The following is a 14874-nucleotide window of genomic DNA, read 5'->3' as shown; positions in this document are numbered from 1 at the left end:
GTCCACCTCCATCCGTGTGCGTCGCCCGGTTTCCAGTGTGCGCACGGGGTCGGCGGCCGTGCCGCTCCGGCAACCGTGGCGGGGGCGGCCGGAACCGCCCAGGCTGGTAGGGGAAGCGACAGCGGAGGGCGTGAGAGCGATGAAGGCACTGACCTACCACGGGCCCGGCCGGCGCACCTGGGGCGAGGTCCCCGACCCGGTGGTCCGCGACGCGGAGGACGCGGTCGTCCGGGTGGACGCCGTCACCATCTGCGGCACCGACCTGCACATCCTCAAGGGCGACGTGCCCGAGGTCACCGAGGGCCGGGTGCTCGGCCACGAGGCCGTCGGCACGGTCGTCGAGACCGGCAGCGCGGTCCGCACCGTCGCGGTCGGTGACCGGGTGCTGGTCTCCTGCATCTCGGCCTGCGGGCGCTGCGGGTACTGCCGGCAGGGCAGGTACGGGCAGTGCACGGGCGGCGGCGGGTGGATCCTGGGGCATCTGGTCGACGGGACCCAGGCCGAGTACGTGCGCGCCCCGTTCGCCGACAACTCGCTGCACCCGCTGCCGGACACCGTCGACAACGAGACCGCGCTGATGTTCGCCGACATCCTGCCCACCGCGTACGAGGTGGGGGTGCTGAACGGCCGGGTGGGGCCCGGCGACACGGTGGCGGTGATCGGTGCCGGGCCGATCGGCCTGGCCGCGATCGCCACCGCCCGCCTGTTCAGCCCGCGCCGGATCATCGCCGTCGACCTGGCGCCGGGCCGGCTGGCCGCCGCCGAGCGGGCCGGGGCCGACGAGGTGCTGCCCGGCGACGGCGACCCGGAGGAGGCGGTGCGGGCGCTCAGCCCGGACGGGCTCGGTGTCGACGTGGCGATCGAGGCGGTCGGCGTCCCCGACACCTTCGAGCTCTGCACCCGGCTGGTGCGGCCCGGCGGGCACGTCGCCAATATCGGCGTGCACGGCAGTCCCGCCGTGCTGCACCTCGAAGACCTGTGGATCAAGGACATCACCATCACCACCGGCCTGGTCGACACCGACAGCACCCCGCTGCTGCTCGACCTGCTGGCCGCCGGGCGGCTCGACGTGACCGGCCTGGTCACCCACCGGTTCGGGCTCGACGAGATGCCGGACGCCTACGACGTCTTCGGCAACGCCGCCGGGACCGGGGCGCTCAAGGTCGCCCTGTTCCGGGCCTGACCGCCAGGAGGTGGAAATCCATGGAACCGCACCCCCGGACCGGCCCGTCGGCCGCCGCCGCGGTCGCCCACCGGATCGCCGACCGGCAGGCTCAAATCGGCCTCGGTCCGGACGCGCTGGCCCACCGGGCCGGCATGTCGCGCCCCTACCTGGAGCTGCTGACCGCGGCCGGTCCGGGCTTCGACCCCAACGGCTTCCTGCGGATCGCCGCCGCGCTCGGCCTGACCTACCACGAGCTGGTCGCCGGCCGCGCCGACCCGCCTCCCGGGCAGGCACCGCCCGCTCCCCGGCCGGTGCTGGTGCGGCTCACCGAGGAGGAGTGCTGGGACCGGGTGGGCACCCGGGGTGTCGGACGGATCGGGCTGCCCGGCGAACACGGCCCGGCGATCCTCCCGGTGAACTACGCCGTCGACCGGCACACCGTCGTCTACCGCACCCACCACCACAGCGCCGCCGACCCGCCGCCCGGCACCGACGTCTCCTTCGAGGTCGACCGGATCGACGACCACCGGAGCAACGGCTGGAGCGTGCTGGTCACCGGCACCGCCGAGCGGATCGACGACGAGCCGACGCTCCAGCGGCTGATGCGCGACCTCGCCGTCCAGCCCTGGGCGGGCGGGCCGCGCACCAGCTGGATCCGCATCCGTCCGGTGTCCGTCACCGGCCGCCGGATCACCAGCATGCCCGCCGAGGACGAAGACTGAGCCGGCGACCCCGGGGCGCCGCACCTCCGTGGGACACCGGCCGTCGTCTTCCGGCCAAATGTCTAGACCTTTGCAAGCTCCGGCCCGCCTGAGGGGTAGTCAGGACACAACCCCCACAGTGCAGTTGGAGACCCCCATGACCACTCGCCCGTTCATTCGCCCTGCCGTCCTGGCATTACTCCTCCTGTCCCTGGCCGCGGCCGGGTGCGGCTCCGGCTCCGGCTCGGGAGGAGGTTCCGGGTCGGGCGGCAAGCTCACGGTGTGGCTGGCCGTGGACGCCCAGGAGAGCTGGCCACAACTGGTCCAGTCCACCAATGACCGGTTCGCCAAGGCCCACCCCGGGGCCAAGGTCGAGGTCCAGTACCAGCAGTGGACGACGAAGAACCAGAAGCTGGATGCCGTCCTCGCCGGGAAGAACGTGCCCGACGTGGTGGAGATGGGCAACAGCGAGACCACCAACTACATCGTCAACGGCGCCTTCTCCGCGCTCGACCCGGCCCGCTTCGACCAGTCGGACGCCTGGCTTCCGGCGCTGGCCGACGCGTGCCGCAACGACGGCAGGACCTACTGCGTGCCCTACTACGTCGGGGCCCGGGTCGGCATCTACCGCACCGACCTGTTCACTCGGGCCGGCGTCCCCGGGGCGCCGAAGACGTACCCCGAACTGACCTCCGCCTTCGACAAGTTGAAGAACACCTTCGGCGCTGCCGACCCCAACTTCTCCGCCTTCTACATGCCGGGCCGCTACTGGTACGCGGCCATGGCGTTCGTGAAGGACGCGGGTGGCGAGATCGCGGTGAAGGACGGGGGCCGCTGGAAGTCCTCGCTGTCCTCCCCGGCCTCCGTCGCGGGGCTCACCGAGTGGAAGCGGCTGATCGACACCTACTACGTCGGCGACCGCTCCAAGGACAACGGCGATCAGCCGGGCGTCGTCGGGCAGGGGCACGTGGGCGTGTTCTACGGCAACACCTGGGAGGCCGACGGCGCCGCCGACCCGACCGTGGGCGGGGACCCGAAGCTGAAGGACGAGTTCGCCACCTTCCCCTTCCCCGGCCCGTCCGGAAAGCTCCTGCCGCCGTTCCTCGGCGGCTCCACCCTGGCCGTGCCGGCCAAGTCCGCGCGCAAGGACCTGGCCGCCGACTGGATCAGGATGTTCACCGACCGGGAGTCGCAGCAGGAGCTGATCGCCGCGAACACCCTGCCCAACAACACCGCCCAGCTGGCCGAGGTCGCCGCCGGCGGCATCAACGGCCCGGCCGCGCAGGCAGCGGCCACCGGGGGCTGGATGACGCCGTTCGCACCCGGCTGGACGTCGGTGGAGAAGTCCAACATCCTGCCCGAGATGCTCGAACGGATCGCCAACGGCAAGGCCTCGGTGCAGGACGCCACCCGGGACGCCGACAAGCGGATCGACGCAGTGATCAATGAGCGCTGAATCGAAGGGCGTTGGCAGGCCCCGGCGCCGCCCGTCCCTGCTGCCGTACCTGCTGATCGGCCCCACCGTGCTCGCGCTCGTCCTGGTGCTCGGCTACCCGCTCGTGGACATGGTCGTGCTCGCCTTCCAGGACATGACCCGCGAGCAGCTGTTCAGCGGCGCGGCGCCGCCCTGGGCGGGGCTGGAGCAGTTCCGGCGGATCCTCGGGGACGGGTTCTTCTGGACGGTGGTGCTCCGCACGGTGCTGTTCACCGCCGTGTGCGTCGCCCTCACCGTGGCCTGCGGACTGTTCACCGCCCGGCTGATGCACCGCGTCTCGCCGTGGGTGCGGGCCGTCATCGCCGGGGTGCTGGTCACGGTGTGGGCGATGCCCGCCATGGTCGCCGCGTCGATCTTCCGCTGGCTGTTCGACGCCGACTACGGCGCGGTGAACTGGACGCTCTCCCGGCTGCCCGGCGTCGACCTGGCCAAGCACAACTGGTTCACCGACCCGTGGGAGGGCTTCGCCGTCATCGTCGCGGTCGTGGTGTGGGGGGCGCTGCCGTTCGCGGCGATCACCCTGCGGGCGGCGCTGGCGCAGGTCCCGGCGGAGCTGGAGGAGTCCGCGGTGCTCGACGGCGCCCGGCCGTCACAGGTCTTCCGGCACGTCACCCTTCCGGTGATCAGGCCGGTCCTGCTGATGGTCACCACGCTGATGGCCATCTGGGACTTCGGCGTCTTCAACCAGATCTGGCTGATGCGCGGCGGCCAGCCCGAACGGGAGTACTACCTGCTCGGCATCTACTCCTTCATCGAGTCGTTCGCCGTCAACCGGTACAGCACCGGCGCCGCGATCGCGCTGGTGACGGTCGTCCTGCTGCTCGCCGGATCGGTCGTCCACCTGCGTCAGATGCTCAGAACGGGAGAGATCGAATGAGGCACCGGCGATCCCTCGGCCGCGACCTGCTCGGACTGGCCGTGGCCGCGGTGATCGGATTCCCCGTCTACTGGATGGTCCTCACCGCGTTCCGTCCGGCCAGCGAAATCCTCAGCCTGCCACCCCACTTCTGGCCGGGCCGCCCCACGCTCGCCAACTTCGCCCGGGCCCTGAACACCGAGACCTTCTGGGCCAACGTGCGCTCCAGCGTCGTGATCGGCGTCGGCACCGTCCTGGTCTCCCTGGTGGTCGGCACCCTCGCCGCGTTCGCCCTGGCCCGCTTCCGCTTCCTGGGCCGGCGGGCGTTCGTGGTGGTGATCCTCGTCGTGCAGATGGTCCCGCTCACCGCCCTGATCATCCCGGTGTACCTGCTGCTGAACGACGTCGGAATGACCGACAGCATCGCCGGTGTGATCATCACCTACCTGGTGTTCACGCTGCCGTTCACGGTGTGGATGCTGCGCGGCTTCATCGCCGGCGTCCCGGTGGAACTCGAGGAGGCCGCCATGGTCGACGGCTGCAGCCGCCTCGGCGCGTTCCGCCGGGTGGTCCTGCCCCTGCTCGCCCCCGGCATCGTCGCCACCTCGGTGTTCGCACTCGTCCAGGCCTGGAACGAGTACGTCCTGGTCTACGTCCTGCTCTCCACCCCGACCAAACAGACCGTCAGCATCTGGCTGGTCTCCTTCCAGACCAGCTTCGGCACCGACTACGGCGGCCTGATGGCGGGCGCCACCCTGACCGCACTCCCCGTGGTCGTCTTCTTCCTCGTCGTCCAGCGCAGAATCGCCTCCGGCCTCGCCGCCGGTGCCGTCAAGGGCTGACCCCGGCGCGTGTCTCAGCGGGCCGCGGCCGGCGGCGTCAGGCGCAGGCCGGCCAGGTCCGGGGGGACGCAGGAGTCGGGGCGGAAGAACGGGGCGGCCGCCCCGTCGGCGGAGGTGGCGGGGGCGTCGGTGAGCCGGAAGCGGTCGCGGAGCCGGCCGTAGAAGTCGGTGGGGTGGAGCCGGACCAGCCGTACGCGCTGCGGGGCCCGGTAGACGCCGATCCAGTCGCCGGGGTCGAGCACGCCCCGGAGCTGGCCGTCGACGCTGACCGCGGCGCGGCCGGAGTTCGGCAGGATGCGCAGCGCGACCGGTTCGTCGGGGGCGGCGACGACGGTGCGGCTGAAGGTCATGTGGGCGGCGATCGGGGTGAACACGACGGCGTCCATGTGCGGGGAGAGCACGGGCCCGCCGGCGGAGAAGCTGTACGCGGTGGAGCCGGTGGGCGTGGCGACCACCAGGGCGTCGGCGGAGTAGGCGGCCAGCAGCCTGCCGGAGATGTAGACGCCCGCGCCGACCTGGTGGTCGCGGGCGAGTTTCTCCACCACCACGTCGTTCAGGGCGTTGACGTCCAGCGGCACGCCCCAGCCGTCCCCGACGATGCCCTCCGGCCGTGCCTGCGGGGGCGGCAGGGTGGGGCCGCGTCCGTGGCTGAGGAACGGCTCCAGCTCGGCGGGGACCTCCGGCGGCCGGGAGGCGCGCATGGTCAGCGTCATCCGCTCCTCGACGGGGGCGTGGCCGGCGTGCACGGTGTCGAGGGCGGTGGCGAGGTCGTCGGCCGGCACTTCGGTGAGGAAGCCGACCTTCCCCAGATCGACCCCGAGCACGGTGGCGCCGGTCTTCACGGCGATCCGGGCGCCGCGCAGGAAGGTCCCGTCCCCGCCCAGGGTGACGACCAGGTCCGGGTTCCCGGCCGCGCGGGCCTCCTCCCGCCCGGAGCGGCGCTGCTGGTGCGGCGACCACACGTCGATCTCGGTGCACGGAACCCCCCGCGCCGCGCACCACCCGCGCACGACCCCCGCCGCCTCCCGCGCGGCGGCCCGCCCCTGGTGAACAACCAGCCCGACGTGCTGCACGGCCATGCTGGACCTCGTCCCGTTCGGCGGCCCCTCCCGCCGGAGTGCGGGCGCCGCATGCTGTCATCCGGCCAATCCTCGGATCCCCGCGCACGATCGGTCCGCCGACATGCCGCCGACGCGGCCTTGACCTGTGCATTAGCCGGTAATTAAGCGATGACGGACCGCTTTTGAACCGGACCCGCCAATGCTGGTGCCGCGCTGGTACGGCAATCCGCCGCACAGCCGACGCGGGAGGCGCCAGATGATCGAGAAGTTCGAAATCGGGTCCGACCTGATGGGCTGCAAGCTCTACATGGAGCCCCTCAGCGTCTCGGACGACGAGGTCGTGGCCCACGGCATCGACCTGCCCGAACCGGCCCCCGAGCCGGACGGCGAGCGCACCGAAGACCCGGCCTGACGGCCCGTCCGGCAGTCGCTCCGAGGCTGCCCGGGCACTGGCGAACGACACCCGGAACATCCGCTTCCACCCCCTGGAGAGACTCATGTCCGAGAAGTCCGAGAAGTTCGAGACCCCCGAGGTCGTCTGCGGCATCTACGACAAGGCGTCGCCCCTCGGCAACGCCGACGACGTCCTCGCCCACACCGCCGAGAAGCTCGAGGCCCCCGAGGTCGTCTGCGGCGTCTACGACAAGGAGTACCCCTCCAACTCCGAGGACGTCCTCGCCCACACCGCCGAGATGCACGAGGGCGCCGAGGTCGTCTGCGGCATCTACGACAAGGAATACCCCTCCAACTCCGAGGACGTCCTCGCCCACACCGCCGAGATGCACGAGGGCGCCAAGGTGATCTGCGGCGTCTACGACACGGACCTCGAGAGCTAGTGCTGCGTGGCCGGATCCGTGGAGCCGCGCCCGGGTTCCGGCCACGCGCCCCGTTTCCGCTCGGATGCCCCGTCCGACTCGTCGCAGGAAGCACTCGCCGCAGGAAGCCCCCGTCACAGGAAGCGCAGGCCAACCGTGAGAATCATCGAAGGCAGGTCCGGCGTCTGGCACCTTGGCCCCGGCGGGACGCTGCTGCTGCCCCACCGCTACTACCGGGACGGTGTGCTGACCGAGGAGGGCGCGCGGGAGCTGGAGCAGGCGGACCTCACGCGGCGCGCGCCGAAGAGCGACTACAGCCTGACGGTGGTCACCTCGACGGCCTGCAACCTCGGCTGCCCGTACTGCTTCCAGAACACCGACGCCGCCCAGCCGGGGCGCTTCGACCCGCCGCGGATCGACAGGCAGGTGCTCGACGGCCCCACCATCGACCGGATCGTCGAGTTCACCCGGCCCCGGATGGAACGCGCGGGCGCCCGGCGGCTGTTCGTCCTGCTGTTTGGCGGCGAGCCGCTGCTCAACCCGTGGGCGTGCCGTGAACTCCTGGTCCGCCTGGCCGCGTTGGGGCCGGTCGCCGCCTCGATGGTCAGCAACGGGGTGCTGCTGACGCCCCGCCGGGCCGAGAAGCTGGAGCAGGTCGGGCTGCGCTCGGTGCAGATCACCCTGGACGGCCCGAAGGAGCTGCACGACTCGCTGCGCGCGACCCGGTCCGGTCGCGGCACCTACGAGTCGATCCTCGACAACCTCGCGGCCGTCCAGGGCGCCACCGCCCTGCGGTTCGGCCTGCGGCTCAACACCACCGCCGAGGGCCTGCCCCACCTGGAGGGCCTGGTCCGGTCGCTGGCCGAACGGATGGACCCGTCGCGCTGCACCCTGGACATCGCCCCGGTGCTCAACTACGAGGGCATGTTCGGCGACGTGCTGGACCGCTCCGGCGGCGAGGTGGAGACCATCCTGGCCGCTTACACCGCCGCCCTGGAGGCCGGGTTCACGGTGAACTGGCCCGGCGGCGGCGAGTGCGGCTTCTGCGGCGAGCGGGACGGCACCTCCGGCGCGGTCGTCAACGCGGACGGCACGCTGTACAGCTGCTGGGAGACGATCGGCAAGCCCGGGTACGAGGTCGGGGACATCGACGGCGGCTACACCTCCTACCCGCAGGAACGCTGGGTCAGCTGCGGCGAGTTCGCCCAGCAGTCGGCGACCGAGGCGGCCTCCCGGGCGTTCGACGACACCCTCTCGGTGGGCCTGCTGGAACTGCTGCGCACCCACAAGCGCCGCACCGAGGCGCTCGCGGCCGGGTGAGGACACCGGCCGGCACGCCCCACCGCACCCACCCCGAACAGGAGTCGCTCATGAGCACCGTCCCCACCGACCACGCGGCCGTCGCCTACGACGCCACCGCCCCGTTCTACGACGCGCTCACCCGCGAGGACAACTACACCCTCTTCGGCGACCTGCTGGAGCAGCTGATCAAGCGCGCCACCCCGCCCGGGGACCGCCTGCTGGACGCGGGCTGCGGCACCGGTCGCAGCACCGTGGCGTTCGCGGAGCGCGGCTTCCGGCCGACGGGGACGGACATCAGCCCCGCCATGATCGCGATCGCGCGGACCACCCACGCGGACACCGGCATCGACTTCCACGTGCACGACATCCGGCTGCCGTTCGCGCACGGCGGGCCCTACGACGTGGTGCTGTGCATGAGCGACATCGCCAACTACCTCGCCGACCCCGCCCACTTGGCCGAGGCCCTGGTCAGCCTGGGCCAGGTGATGAGCCCGGGCGGCGTGCTGGTCTTCGACGCCAACACCCGGCACGGCTACCGGCTGATGCACGAGCCGCACGTCTTCGAGTCGGAGGGCCTGCACGTGACCCTGCGCGGCCGCTTCCTGCCCGAGGACGGCGACCCGGAGCGGTTCCGGCTGAACATGACCGCCTTCCGGCGGTCCGCCGAGGCCCCCGGGGTGTGGTCCCGGGAGAGCATCGACCACCTCCAACGGCACCACTCCGTCGAGGAGTTCACCCGTCTCCTGGACGCGGCCGGCCTGGACCTGGTCGCGGCGCACGGCCTGAACCGCGACGGCAGCATGGCCGACTCGGTGGACGAGGACAGCCACACCAAGGGCCTGTACGTCGCCGTTCGCCGCACCGCCGGCTGACACCGGGACCGGGCCGTGATCAGCAGGAGTTACACGCTCATCTGGGTCAGCCAGGCGATGTCCGACATGGCGAGCGAGATGACCTCGCTCGCCCTGCCGCTGGCGGTGCTGGCCTCCACCCGGTCGGCGGTGGACGCGGCCCTGGTGGCCACGGCCGTGGGTGTCGCCCAGCTGGTCGCCAAACTGCCCAGCGGTCTGATCGCCGACACGGTCAACCGCAAGTCGCTGATGCTGCTCTGCGACGCCGGCCGGGCCGTGATCGCGCTGCTGCTCGTGCTCACGCTGGCGATGGGCCATCTGACCACGGTCGTCGCGGTGGCCGCCGCGGCGGCGACGGCCGTAATCTCGACGCTGTTCTCGTCGGCCGAGTCGGGCGTCCTGCGGCAGTCCGTCCCGGTCGAGCGGCGGCGGGAGGCGATCACCCGCACCATCGTCCGCACCAACATCGCCATCGCCGTCGGCCCGCCACTGGGCGGGCTGCTGCTCACCCTCGGCGCGCCGATCGCCTTCCTGGTGGACGCCGTCTCCTACCTGCTCTCCCTGGCCCTGCTCTCCCAGGTGGTGTACGAGCACCTGCCGCGCCCGCCGTCCGACCGGAACGGCGCGGGTCCGGTGCGCCACACGGCCGGGGAGCTCACCCGGGGTTTCGGCTGGGTGGCCCGACGGCGTCCGCTGCTGTTCCTGGTGGGCGTCGTCGCCTACATCAACCTGCTGGGCCGCGCCATCGAACTGCTGGCCGCGATCGGCGCCTCGGACGTGGGACGCCACCCGGTCTCGGCCGGCTGGGTGCTGACCGCCGCCGGGTGCGGCGGGATCGTCGGCGGCGTCTGCACCGGGTGGGTCCTGCGCCGGTTCCGGCCGGCCACCGTGCTGCTGGGCGTGATGACGGTGTGGCTGGTGGTCACGCCGCTGGTGGCGCTCGGCTCGATGCTGCTCACCGTCGCGGCGGTGGGCGTGATCGTCTTCTTCCTGCCGCTGATCGGCTCGCTGGTCTTCCTCCAGGTCAGCCTGGATTCCCCGACCCACCTCCAGGGCCGGATCTCGGCGGCGGTCATCCTGCTGGCCGGCAGCATCGCCTGGGCCGGGCCCGGCATCACCGGTTTCCTGATCACCGGCGCGGGCGGCCCGACCGCCTCGATCGTCCTGGTCGCGCCCCTGATCCTCCCCCTGGCCGCCCTCGCCACCAGCCCACGCCTGCGCGCCGCCGTCAACACCGCCCCCACGCCGACGCCCGACCCGGCCACCGCCCAAAGACCCGCACCGGTCGCCCCGGCCGCACAGAAGTGAGCTCCGTCAGAGCTGACGCCAGTGGAGTTCGTCGGGATCGGTGACATTGGTGGCACCTGTGGCGAGCACCCGGCCCGTTCCGTGTCCGCCCAGCGGAGCGGTGACGGCCAGGCGCGGGGCGCGCTCGGCGACGGCGTCGGGCGTGGAGTAGTCCAGGGCGACCCAGTCGGGTGCGTCGGCCGGTGTGCTCGCGGCCGCGATCCGGTAGTAGAGGTCAGGGTTCTGCCGCAGCTGCTCCCACACCGCGCCGGGCAGCCGGTACTGTCCGGTTCCGCGCGCGTTGGCAGTCGTGGAGGCGAAGAAGTTGAGCGCGTTCCGGCTCGCGGCCGCGGCCGCGTCGAGCAGCCCGGCGTCGGCGGCGATCTCCACCCGGTAGGACCGCATGGCGGCAGGCAGGCTGAAGCCGAACACCGGCGCCGGGCCGTCCGAAGCCACCTCGGCCGGTCCACTGATCTGCGGATGCTCCACGGAATGCAGGGCCGCGACCTGCTCCGCCGCCCCGACGGCGACCGAGGGCGCGCCGGCGTAGTCGGAATCGGGCGTGGTCGCCAGGGCGTCCGTCCACTGCTGGGACGAACTGCTGAACCAGGCACGGTAGTACAGGACGTCCGCCGCGCTCAGCCGCTGCCACGCCTGATCCGGCAGGCTGTACTGACCGCCCGACAGGAACCCCGTGTCCTGCCACGACGCATAGAACGTGTCCGCCGTCCGCTCCGCCCCATGACCGGCACGATCGAACAGCATCGCCGCCGTCGCCACCTCCACCGCGAAGAACAACTGCGGCCCCGGCCCCGCATCCAGCGTGAACACGGGCGGCGGACCCGAGCGGCTGACACCCGCCGGCCCCGAGACCGACAACTCACGGTCCGCCGAGGCCTGACCGGTAATGCTGATAGCGGGTGCGGAGGCGAAGTCGGGGTCGGACGTGGTCGCCCGGGCGTCCGTCCACTGCTGGGACGAACTGCTGAACCAGGCACGGAAGTACAGGGCATCCGCCGCACGCAGCCGCTGCCACGCCTGATCCGGCAGGCTGTACTGACCGCCCGACAGGAACCCCGTGTCCTGCCACGACGCATAGAACGTGTCCGCCGTCCGCTCCGCCCCATGACCGGCACGATCGAACAGCATCGCCGCCGTCGCCACCTCCACCGCGAAGAACAACTGCGGCCCCGGCCCCGCATCCAGCGTGAACACGGGCGGCGGACCCGAGCGGCTGACAGCGGCCGGCCCCGAGACCGACAAGTCGCGACCGGACTGGGGCGGGGAAGCGGACGAGGACGAGGACTGCGACTGGGACTGGGCCGCCAGGACGGCGGCGTGCGCGTCCACCTGACCGTATCCGTAGTCGGGGCTGTGCCCGGTCGCGTCGTAGCCGTCACCGATCTTGCGGGCGGTGTCCTTGAGGATGCCCCGCACCTGCTGGGCGGTCAGCCCGGGGTTCGCCGAGAGAACCAGCCCGATGATGCCCGCCACCAGCGGCGCGGCGGACGAGGTGCCACCGAAGGAATTCGTGTAGTCGGCGTCCACGCCCTCGGATCCGTCGTTGTATCCCTTGGCGCCGGTGCGGTCGGTGGTGAGGATGGACTTCTCGCCGAGCGAGCCGGCACCGCTCGACGGGGCACAGACCCAGATCGCGTTGCCGAAATCGCTGTAGTAGGCGCGGCGTTCACGGTTGGTGCTGGCGGCCACCGCGATGACGTTCGGATTCGAGGAATAGCCGTCCTTATCCACCGACTCGTTGCCGTTCCCGGCCGCCCAGCAGATCGGGATCCCCCGGCCACCGCGGCCCTTCTGCAGGCAGTACGCGATGGCTGCGTCCGTGGCGCCGGGCAGCGGCTCGGCGGCACCCGCCCCGTCCGGCGGGCCCCAGCTGCAACTGATGACGTCGGCCCCGTTGTCCGCGGCCCACTGGAACATGCGCGCCTCGTCGGCGGATCCGAGGTACTCGGGGAAGCGCGCGAGCATGAGCGAGCACTCCGGAGCCGCACCGGACGCCCGGATCCCTTTCGCCGCGGCAACCCCGGTGCAGGCGGTGCCGTGGTTCTCCAGGTCCGACTTCGGCGTGGCGTCGGGGATGTGCGCGGAGAAATCGAATTGAGGCCCCAGCTTCCCGGCGAACTCCGGGTGGCTCGTATCGGTGCCGTCGTCGAGGATCGCGACGTGAATGGCGGGGTCGCCCATGGTGAGCGACCACGCGTCCACCACATTCGCGGCCTGGAGATGCCACTGGAGGGAGACATAGCCGGCATCGCGCAGCGCCTGCACCGACGGCCCCGCCCCCGCCGGGGCCGCCACCGTGGCGGCCCGGCGCCGGTGCTTCTTCGAGATCAGGTCGGGGTGGGAGAACAGGGTGAGGCCCGTGGCGCGGTAGGTGTTGGCCATCCGGATGGCCCCCAGCCCGTCCGCGCCGGCGGGAGCCGCGAGCAGAAACCCGTTCTCGGCGTACCCCAGCTCCTCCACGACCCGCACCCCGTGCTGACTGTTCAGCTGGTCGATCTGTGCACGGGTCACCTCCGGCCGGAACTGCACGACGAAGTTGCTGGTGACGTAGATGTCGTCCTGCCCGCCCCCCGCCCGATGGAGCACCGGCGCGGCGACCTCCACACTGCGCTCCCGGTTGAGCACCTGCACCGCACTCGCCGCCTCGGCCGGGCTCAGCGTGTACACGATGAGCTGCTGGCCGGCCAGCTGCTCCACCTGAGTGGCCCGGTTCCGCAGCAGGTCCTGGGCCTCGGGCTGCAACGCATCGCGTTCGATGCCGAAGCGAACGCTGAACTTCACCGGGTCGCGGACAAGTGCGAGCTGCGCACTGCCCGCGTTGGGAAAGTACGCGAGTTCATCGCTCGCGGATTGACCACCCGTGCTGGGGTCGCTCATCGTCACTTCACTTTCTTCCTTCGGCGCACGAACAGCTGGTTCCGGCCGGGCCCATCACGCCGGGGCGCCGGCCAACTCGCGGCGGAGCCGGAGCGTTTCCTTGGGTTCCACATCGAGTCGCCGGCGCAAATGCCCGAAAATCTTCAGCAGGTCGGCGCACCACACACTGCGATTGTCGAAACCACGGTCCCGCGAATACCGGTGCGGGTGATAGCCGCCCGCACACGTGCTCATCTCGACGCACCCCACGCAGTCGTTCGGCAGGGGAGCACCGTCGAAAACCATCTGACTGTGCAACGGGCTCGCCTCGATCAGGTCCACGAAATCGTCCCGGAGAACATTGATGCCCGTCCGCACCATCCCTTCCTCGCACGCCTTGAGGACATCGAGCCCTTCGATGTCACCACTCGGATTGACCACGACGAATCCCAACGGAATGTTCCCCAGGGCATCGACGTGGCTCGACCCGCCGAGAATCAGACGGGACACCTCCCAGAAGTTCCGGATCCGCACTTCCAGCGTCGAATTGTTCCACCAGTCCTCGAAAATGGGGATCAGATAGTCGGCACAGGGAGTCGGGCCGTACTTCTCGTGCACGTCGCCGATGGTTTCGTGAGTCATGTCCGGCATCAGATAGCTGATACTGCGACAACCGATCTCCAGGAAGTGCCGGTGAATCTTCAGCGGGTCGGCCCCCAACTGCACCACGGCCAGAATCCCGTACCGCACGCCATGCTTCTGCAACAGATCGAGACCGCGGCGCACCGCACGGTACGACCCGCTCCCGTTGCGCCGGACCCGGAAGGTGTCATGGACGTCCGGAGGCCCGTCCAGGCTGATACCGACATCGACGTCATGCTTCAGCAGGACATCGATCCACTCGCGGTTGAGGAGCGTGCCGTTGGTCTGAATGGAGATGTACACCCGAAGGCCCGGCAGCGAAGCGCGCGCCTCCGTACACCAACGGTCGAAGCGCGCCGCCCCGACCAGACACGGCTCCCCTCCGTGGAAGGACAGCGAAACGGAGCGCTGTCCGCTCATTTCGGCATGCCGGCGAAGGCGTTCCATCGTGGCGGAGAAAACCTCGTCCGACATCATGCGCGGACCTTCGGCCAACGTCTGGTCCGCCAGATTGAATTCGTAGCAGTACGTGCAGTCCAAATTGCACCTCCCCGCCACCTTCAGGATGGCGAGGCCCAGCCTCGGGGCGGCGGCAATGGCAGTTTCCACTTTCTCTCCTTACGGCGCAGCGCGGCACATCACGTGATGGAGCGAGAGGCGATCACGACCTCTCGCTCCCTTCGGTACGTCAGTACGTCACTCAGGAAGGAGGCGGCCCCGCCGGCCCGGCCCCCGAGGCCTTCCCACCGCCGGCCCCGCTGGGAGGCCCCGAACTGTCGTGCCCCGGCCCGCCGCCGCCCCCGCAGCACTTGAGTTCGTCCTCGATGATGGGCCGAAGCGCCGCCGCCACCCGTTCCACGAGACTGTCGGCGCTGCCTCCGCCGTCCTTCGTCGACTCGCTGCACGTCTGCGAATGCGGCTCCTCCCCACCGACATCCCGCGTGGCGGCCGCAACCTGCTTGGTCCCCCCGCCCCCACCC

The 14874-nt window shown here is 71.1% G+C and carries 13 protein-coding genes; 10 read left to right on the top strand and 3 right to left on the bottom strand.

The genetic code is table 11. The features are described 5' to 3' along the window. Positions 1-139: 139 nt before the first annotated feature. The 5 genes from ACGFWJ_RS17660 (at position 140) to ACGFWJ_RS17640 (ending at position 5059) form a co-directional block, all read left to right on the top strand. Positions 140-1183: a zinc-dependent alcohol dehydrogenase family protein gene (locus ACGFWJ_RS17660; protein WP_392950309.1), complete on the top strand. Its 1044-nt coding sequence runs from the start codon at positions 140-142 to the stop codon at positions 1181-1183. A 20-nt stretch (positions 1184-1203) separates the two neighbouring features. Next, positions 1204-1887, top strand: coding sequence for a pyridoxamine 5'-phosphate oxidase family protein (locus ACGFWJ_RS17655; RefSeq protein ID WP_392950306.1), 684 nt, complete (start codon positions 1204-1206; stop codon positions 1885-1887). Positions 1888-2023: 136 nt separating this feature from the next. Continuing rightward, a complete protein-coding gene (locus ACGFWJ_RS17650; RefSeq protein ID WP_392950303.1) occupies positions 2024-3322 on the top strand; it encodes an extracellular solute-binding protein in 1299 nt (432 codons plus the stop codon). After that, positions 3312-4238, top strand: a complete 927-nt coding sequence (locus ACGFWJ_RS17645) for a carbohydrate ABC transporter permease (protein ID WP_387858909.1) — start codon at positions 3312-3314, stop codon at positions 4236-4238. The genes ACGFWJ_RS17650 and ACGFWJ_RS17645 overlap by 11 nt, the downstream gene beginning before the upstream one ends. Beyond that, positions 4235-5059 carry a carbohydrate ABC transporter permease gene (locus tag ACGFWJ_RS17640; protein WP_392950300.1) on the top strand — a complete coding sequence of 275 codons (825 nt, stop codon included), beginning with the start codon at positions 4235-4237 and terminating at the stop codon, positions 5057-5059. The genes ACGFWJ_RS17645 and ACGFWJ_RS17640 overlap by 4 nt, the downstream gene beginning before the upstream one ends. Before the next feature lie 14 nt (positions 5060-5073). Here ACGFWJ_RS17640 and ACGFWJ_RS17635 read toward each other — a convergent pair whose 3' ends face one another. Then, a complete protein-coding gene (locus ACGFWJ_RS17635) occupies positions 5074-6138 on the bottom strand; it encodes an NAD(+)/NADH kinase (protein ID WP_392950298.1) in 1065 nt (354 codons plus the stop codon). 238 nt (positions 6139-6376) lie between these two features. Between ACGFWJ_RS17635 and ACGFWJ_RS17630 the strand changes: the two genes are divergently transcribed. The 5 genes from ACGFWJ_RS17630 to ACGFWJ_RS17610 all read left to right on the top strand — a co-directional run bounded on the left by ACGFWJ_RS17630 (position 6377) and on the right by ACGFWJ_RS17610 (position 10396). Next, the gene (locus tag ACGFWJ_RS17630; RefSeq protein ID WP_392950295.1) at positions 6377-6532 is read left to right on the top strand and encodes a hypothetical protein; all 156 of its coding nucleotides are present in this window, start codon (positions 6377-6379) and stop codon (positions 6530-6532) included. Positions 6533-6617: 85 nt separating this feature from the next. After that, positions 6618-6956, top strand: coding sequence for a hypothetical protein (locus ACGFWJ_RS17625; RefSeq protein WP_392950292.1), 339 nt, complete (start codon positions 6618-6620; stop codon positions 6954-6956). Between the two features lie 135 nt (positions 6957-7091). Continuing rightward, positions 7092-8255: a radical SAM protein gene (locus tag ACGFWJ_RS17620; RefSeq protein WP_392950290.1), complete on the top strand. Its 1164-nt coding sequence runs from the start codon at positions 7092-7094 to the stop codon at positions 8253-8255. Between the two features lie 50 nt (positions 8256-8305). Further along, positions 8306-9109 (top strand): class I SAM-dependent DNA methyltransferase, encoded by an 804-nt coding sequence (locus ACGFWJ_RS17615; RefSeq protein ID WP_392950287.1) that lies wholly within the window; start codon positions 8306-8308, stop codon positions 9107-9109. Between the two features lie 15 nt (positions 9110-9124). Continuing rightward, complete coding sequence (locus tag ACGFWJ_RS17610; protein ID WP_392950284.1) at positions 9125-10396, top strand: MFS transporter; 1272 nt, start codon at positions 9125-9127, stop codon at positions 10394-10396. Positions 10397-10402: 6 nt separating this feature from the next. Here ACGFWJ_RS17610 and ACGFWJ_RS17605 read toward each other — a convergent pair whose 3' ends face one another. Then, positions 10403-13273 (bottom strand): S8 family serine peptidase, encoded by a 2871-nt coding sequence (locus ACGFWJ_RS17605; protein ID WP_392950282.1) that lies wholly within the window; start codon positions 13271-13273, stop codon positions 10403-10405. 54 nt (positions 13274-13327) lie between these two features. Further along, positions 13328-14503: a radical SAM protein gene (locus tag ACGFWJ_RS17600; protein WP_392950280.1), complete on the bottom strand. Its 1176-nt coding sequence runs from the start codon at positions 14501-14503 to the stop codon at positions 13328-13330. Positions 14504-14874: the final 371 nt, after the last annotated feature.

Origin of the sequence: Kitasatospora sp. NPDC048407 (assembly GCF_043200475.1) — a bacterium.
GTDB lineage: Bacteria > Actinomycetota > Actinomycetes > Streptomycetales > Streptomycetaceae > Kitasatospora.
The sequence above is the reverse complement of the archived record's forward strand: the minus strand, read 5'-3'. Positions and strand labels throughout refer to the sequence as shown.

What these genes read in the sequence shown, in the direction of transcription:
- ACGFWJ_RS17625 (WP_392950292.1), top strand. Translation starts at nt 6,618, where the DNA reads ATGTCCGAGAAGTCCGAGAAGTTCGAGACCCCCGAGGTCGTCTGCGGC.
- ACGFWJ_RS17655 (WP_392950306.1), top strand. Translation starts at nt 1,204, where the DNA reads ATGGAACCGCACCCCCGGACCGGCCCGTCGGCCGCCGCCGCGGTCGCC.
- ACGFWJ_RS17615 (WP_392950287.1), top strand. Translation starts at nt 8,306, where the DNA reads ATGAGCACCGTCCCCACCGACCACGCGGCCGTCGCCTACGACGCCACC.
- ACGFWJ_RS17660 (WP_392950309.1), top strand. Translation starts at nt 140, where the DNA reads ATGAAGGCACTGACCTACCACGGGCCCGGCCGGCGCACCTGGGGCGAG.
- ACGFWJ_RS17605 (WP_392950282.1), bottom strand. Translation starts at nt 13,273, where the DNA reads ATGAGCGACCCCAGCACGGGTGGTCAATCCGCGAGCGATGAACTCGCG.
- ACGFWJ_RS17635 (WP_392950298.1), bottom strand. Translation starts at nt 6,138, where the DNA reads ATGGCCGTGCAGCACGTCGGGCTGGTTGTTCACCAGGGGCGGGCCGCC.
- ACGFWJ_RS17645 (WP_387858909.1), top strand. Translation starts at nt 3,312, where the DNA reads ATGAGCGCTGAATCGAAGGGCGTTGGCAGGCCCCGGCGCCGCCCGTCC.
- ACGFWJ_RS17630 (WP_392950295.1), top strand. Translation starts at nt 6,377, where the DNA reads ATGATCGAGAAGTTCGAAATCGGGTCCGACCTGATGGGCTGCAAGCTC.
- ACGFWJ_RS17650 (WP_392950303.1), top strand. Translation starts at nt 2,024, where the DNA reads ATGACCACTCGCCCGTTCATTCGCCCTGCCGTCCTGGCATTACTCCTC.
- ACGFWJ_RS17640 (WP_392950300.1), top strand. Translation starts at nt 4,235, where the DNA reads ATGAGGCACCGGCGATCCCTCGGCCGCGACCTGCTCGGACTGGCCGTG.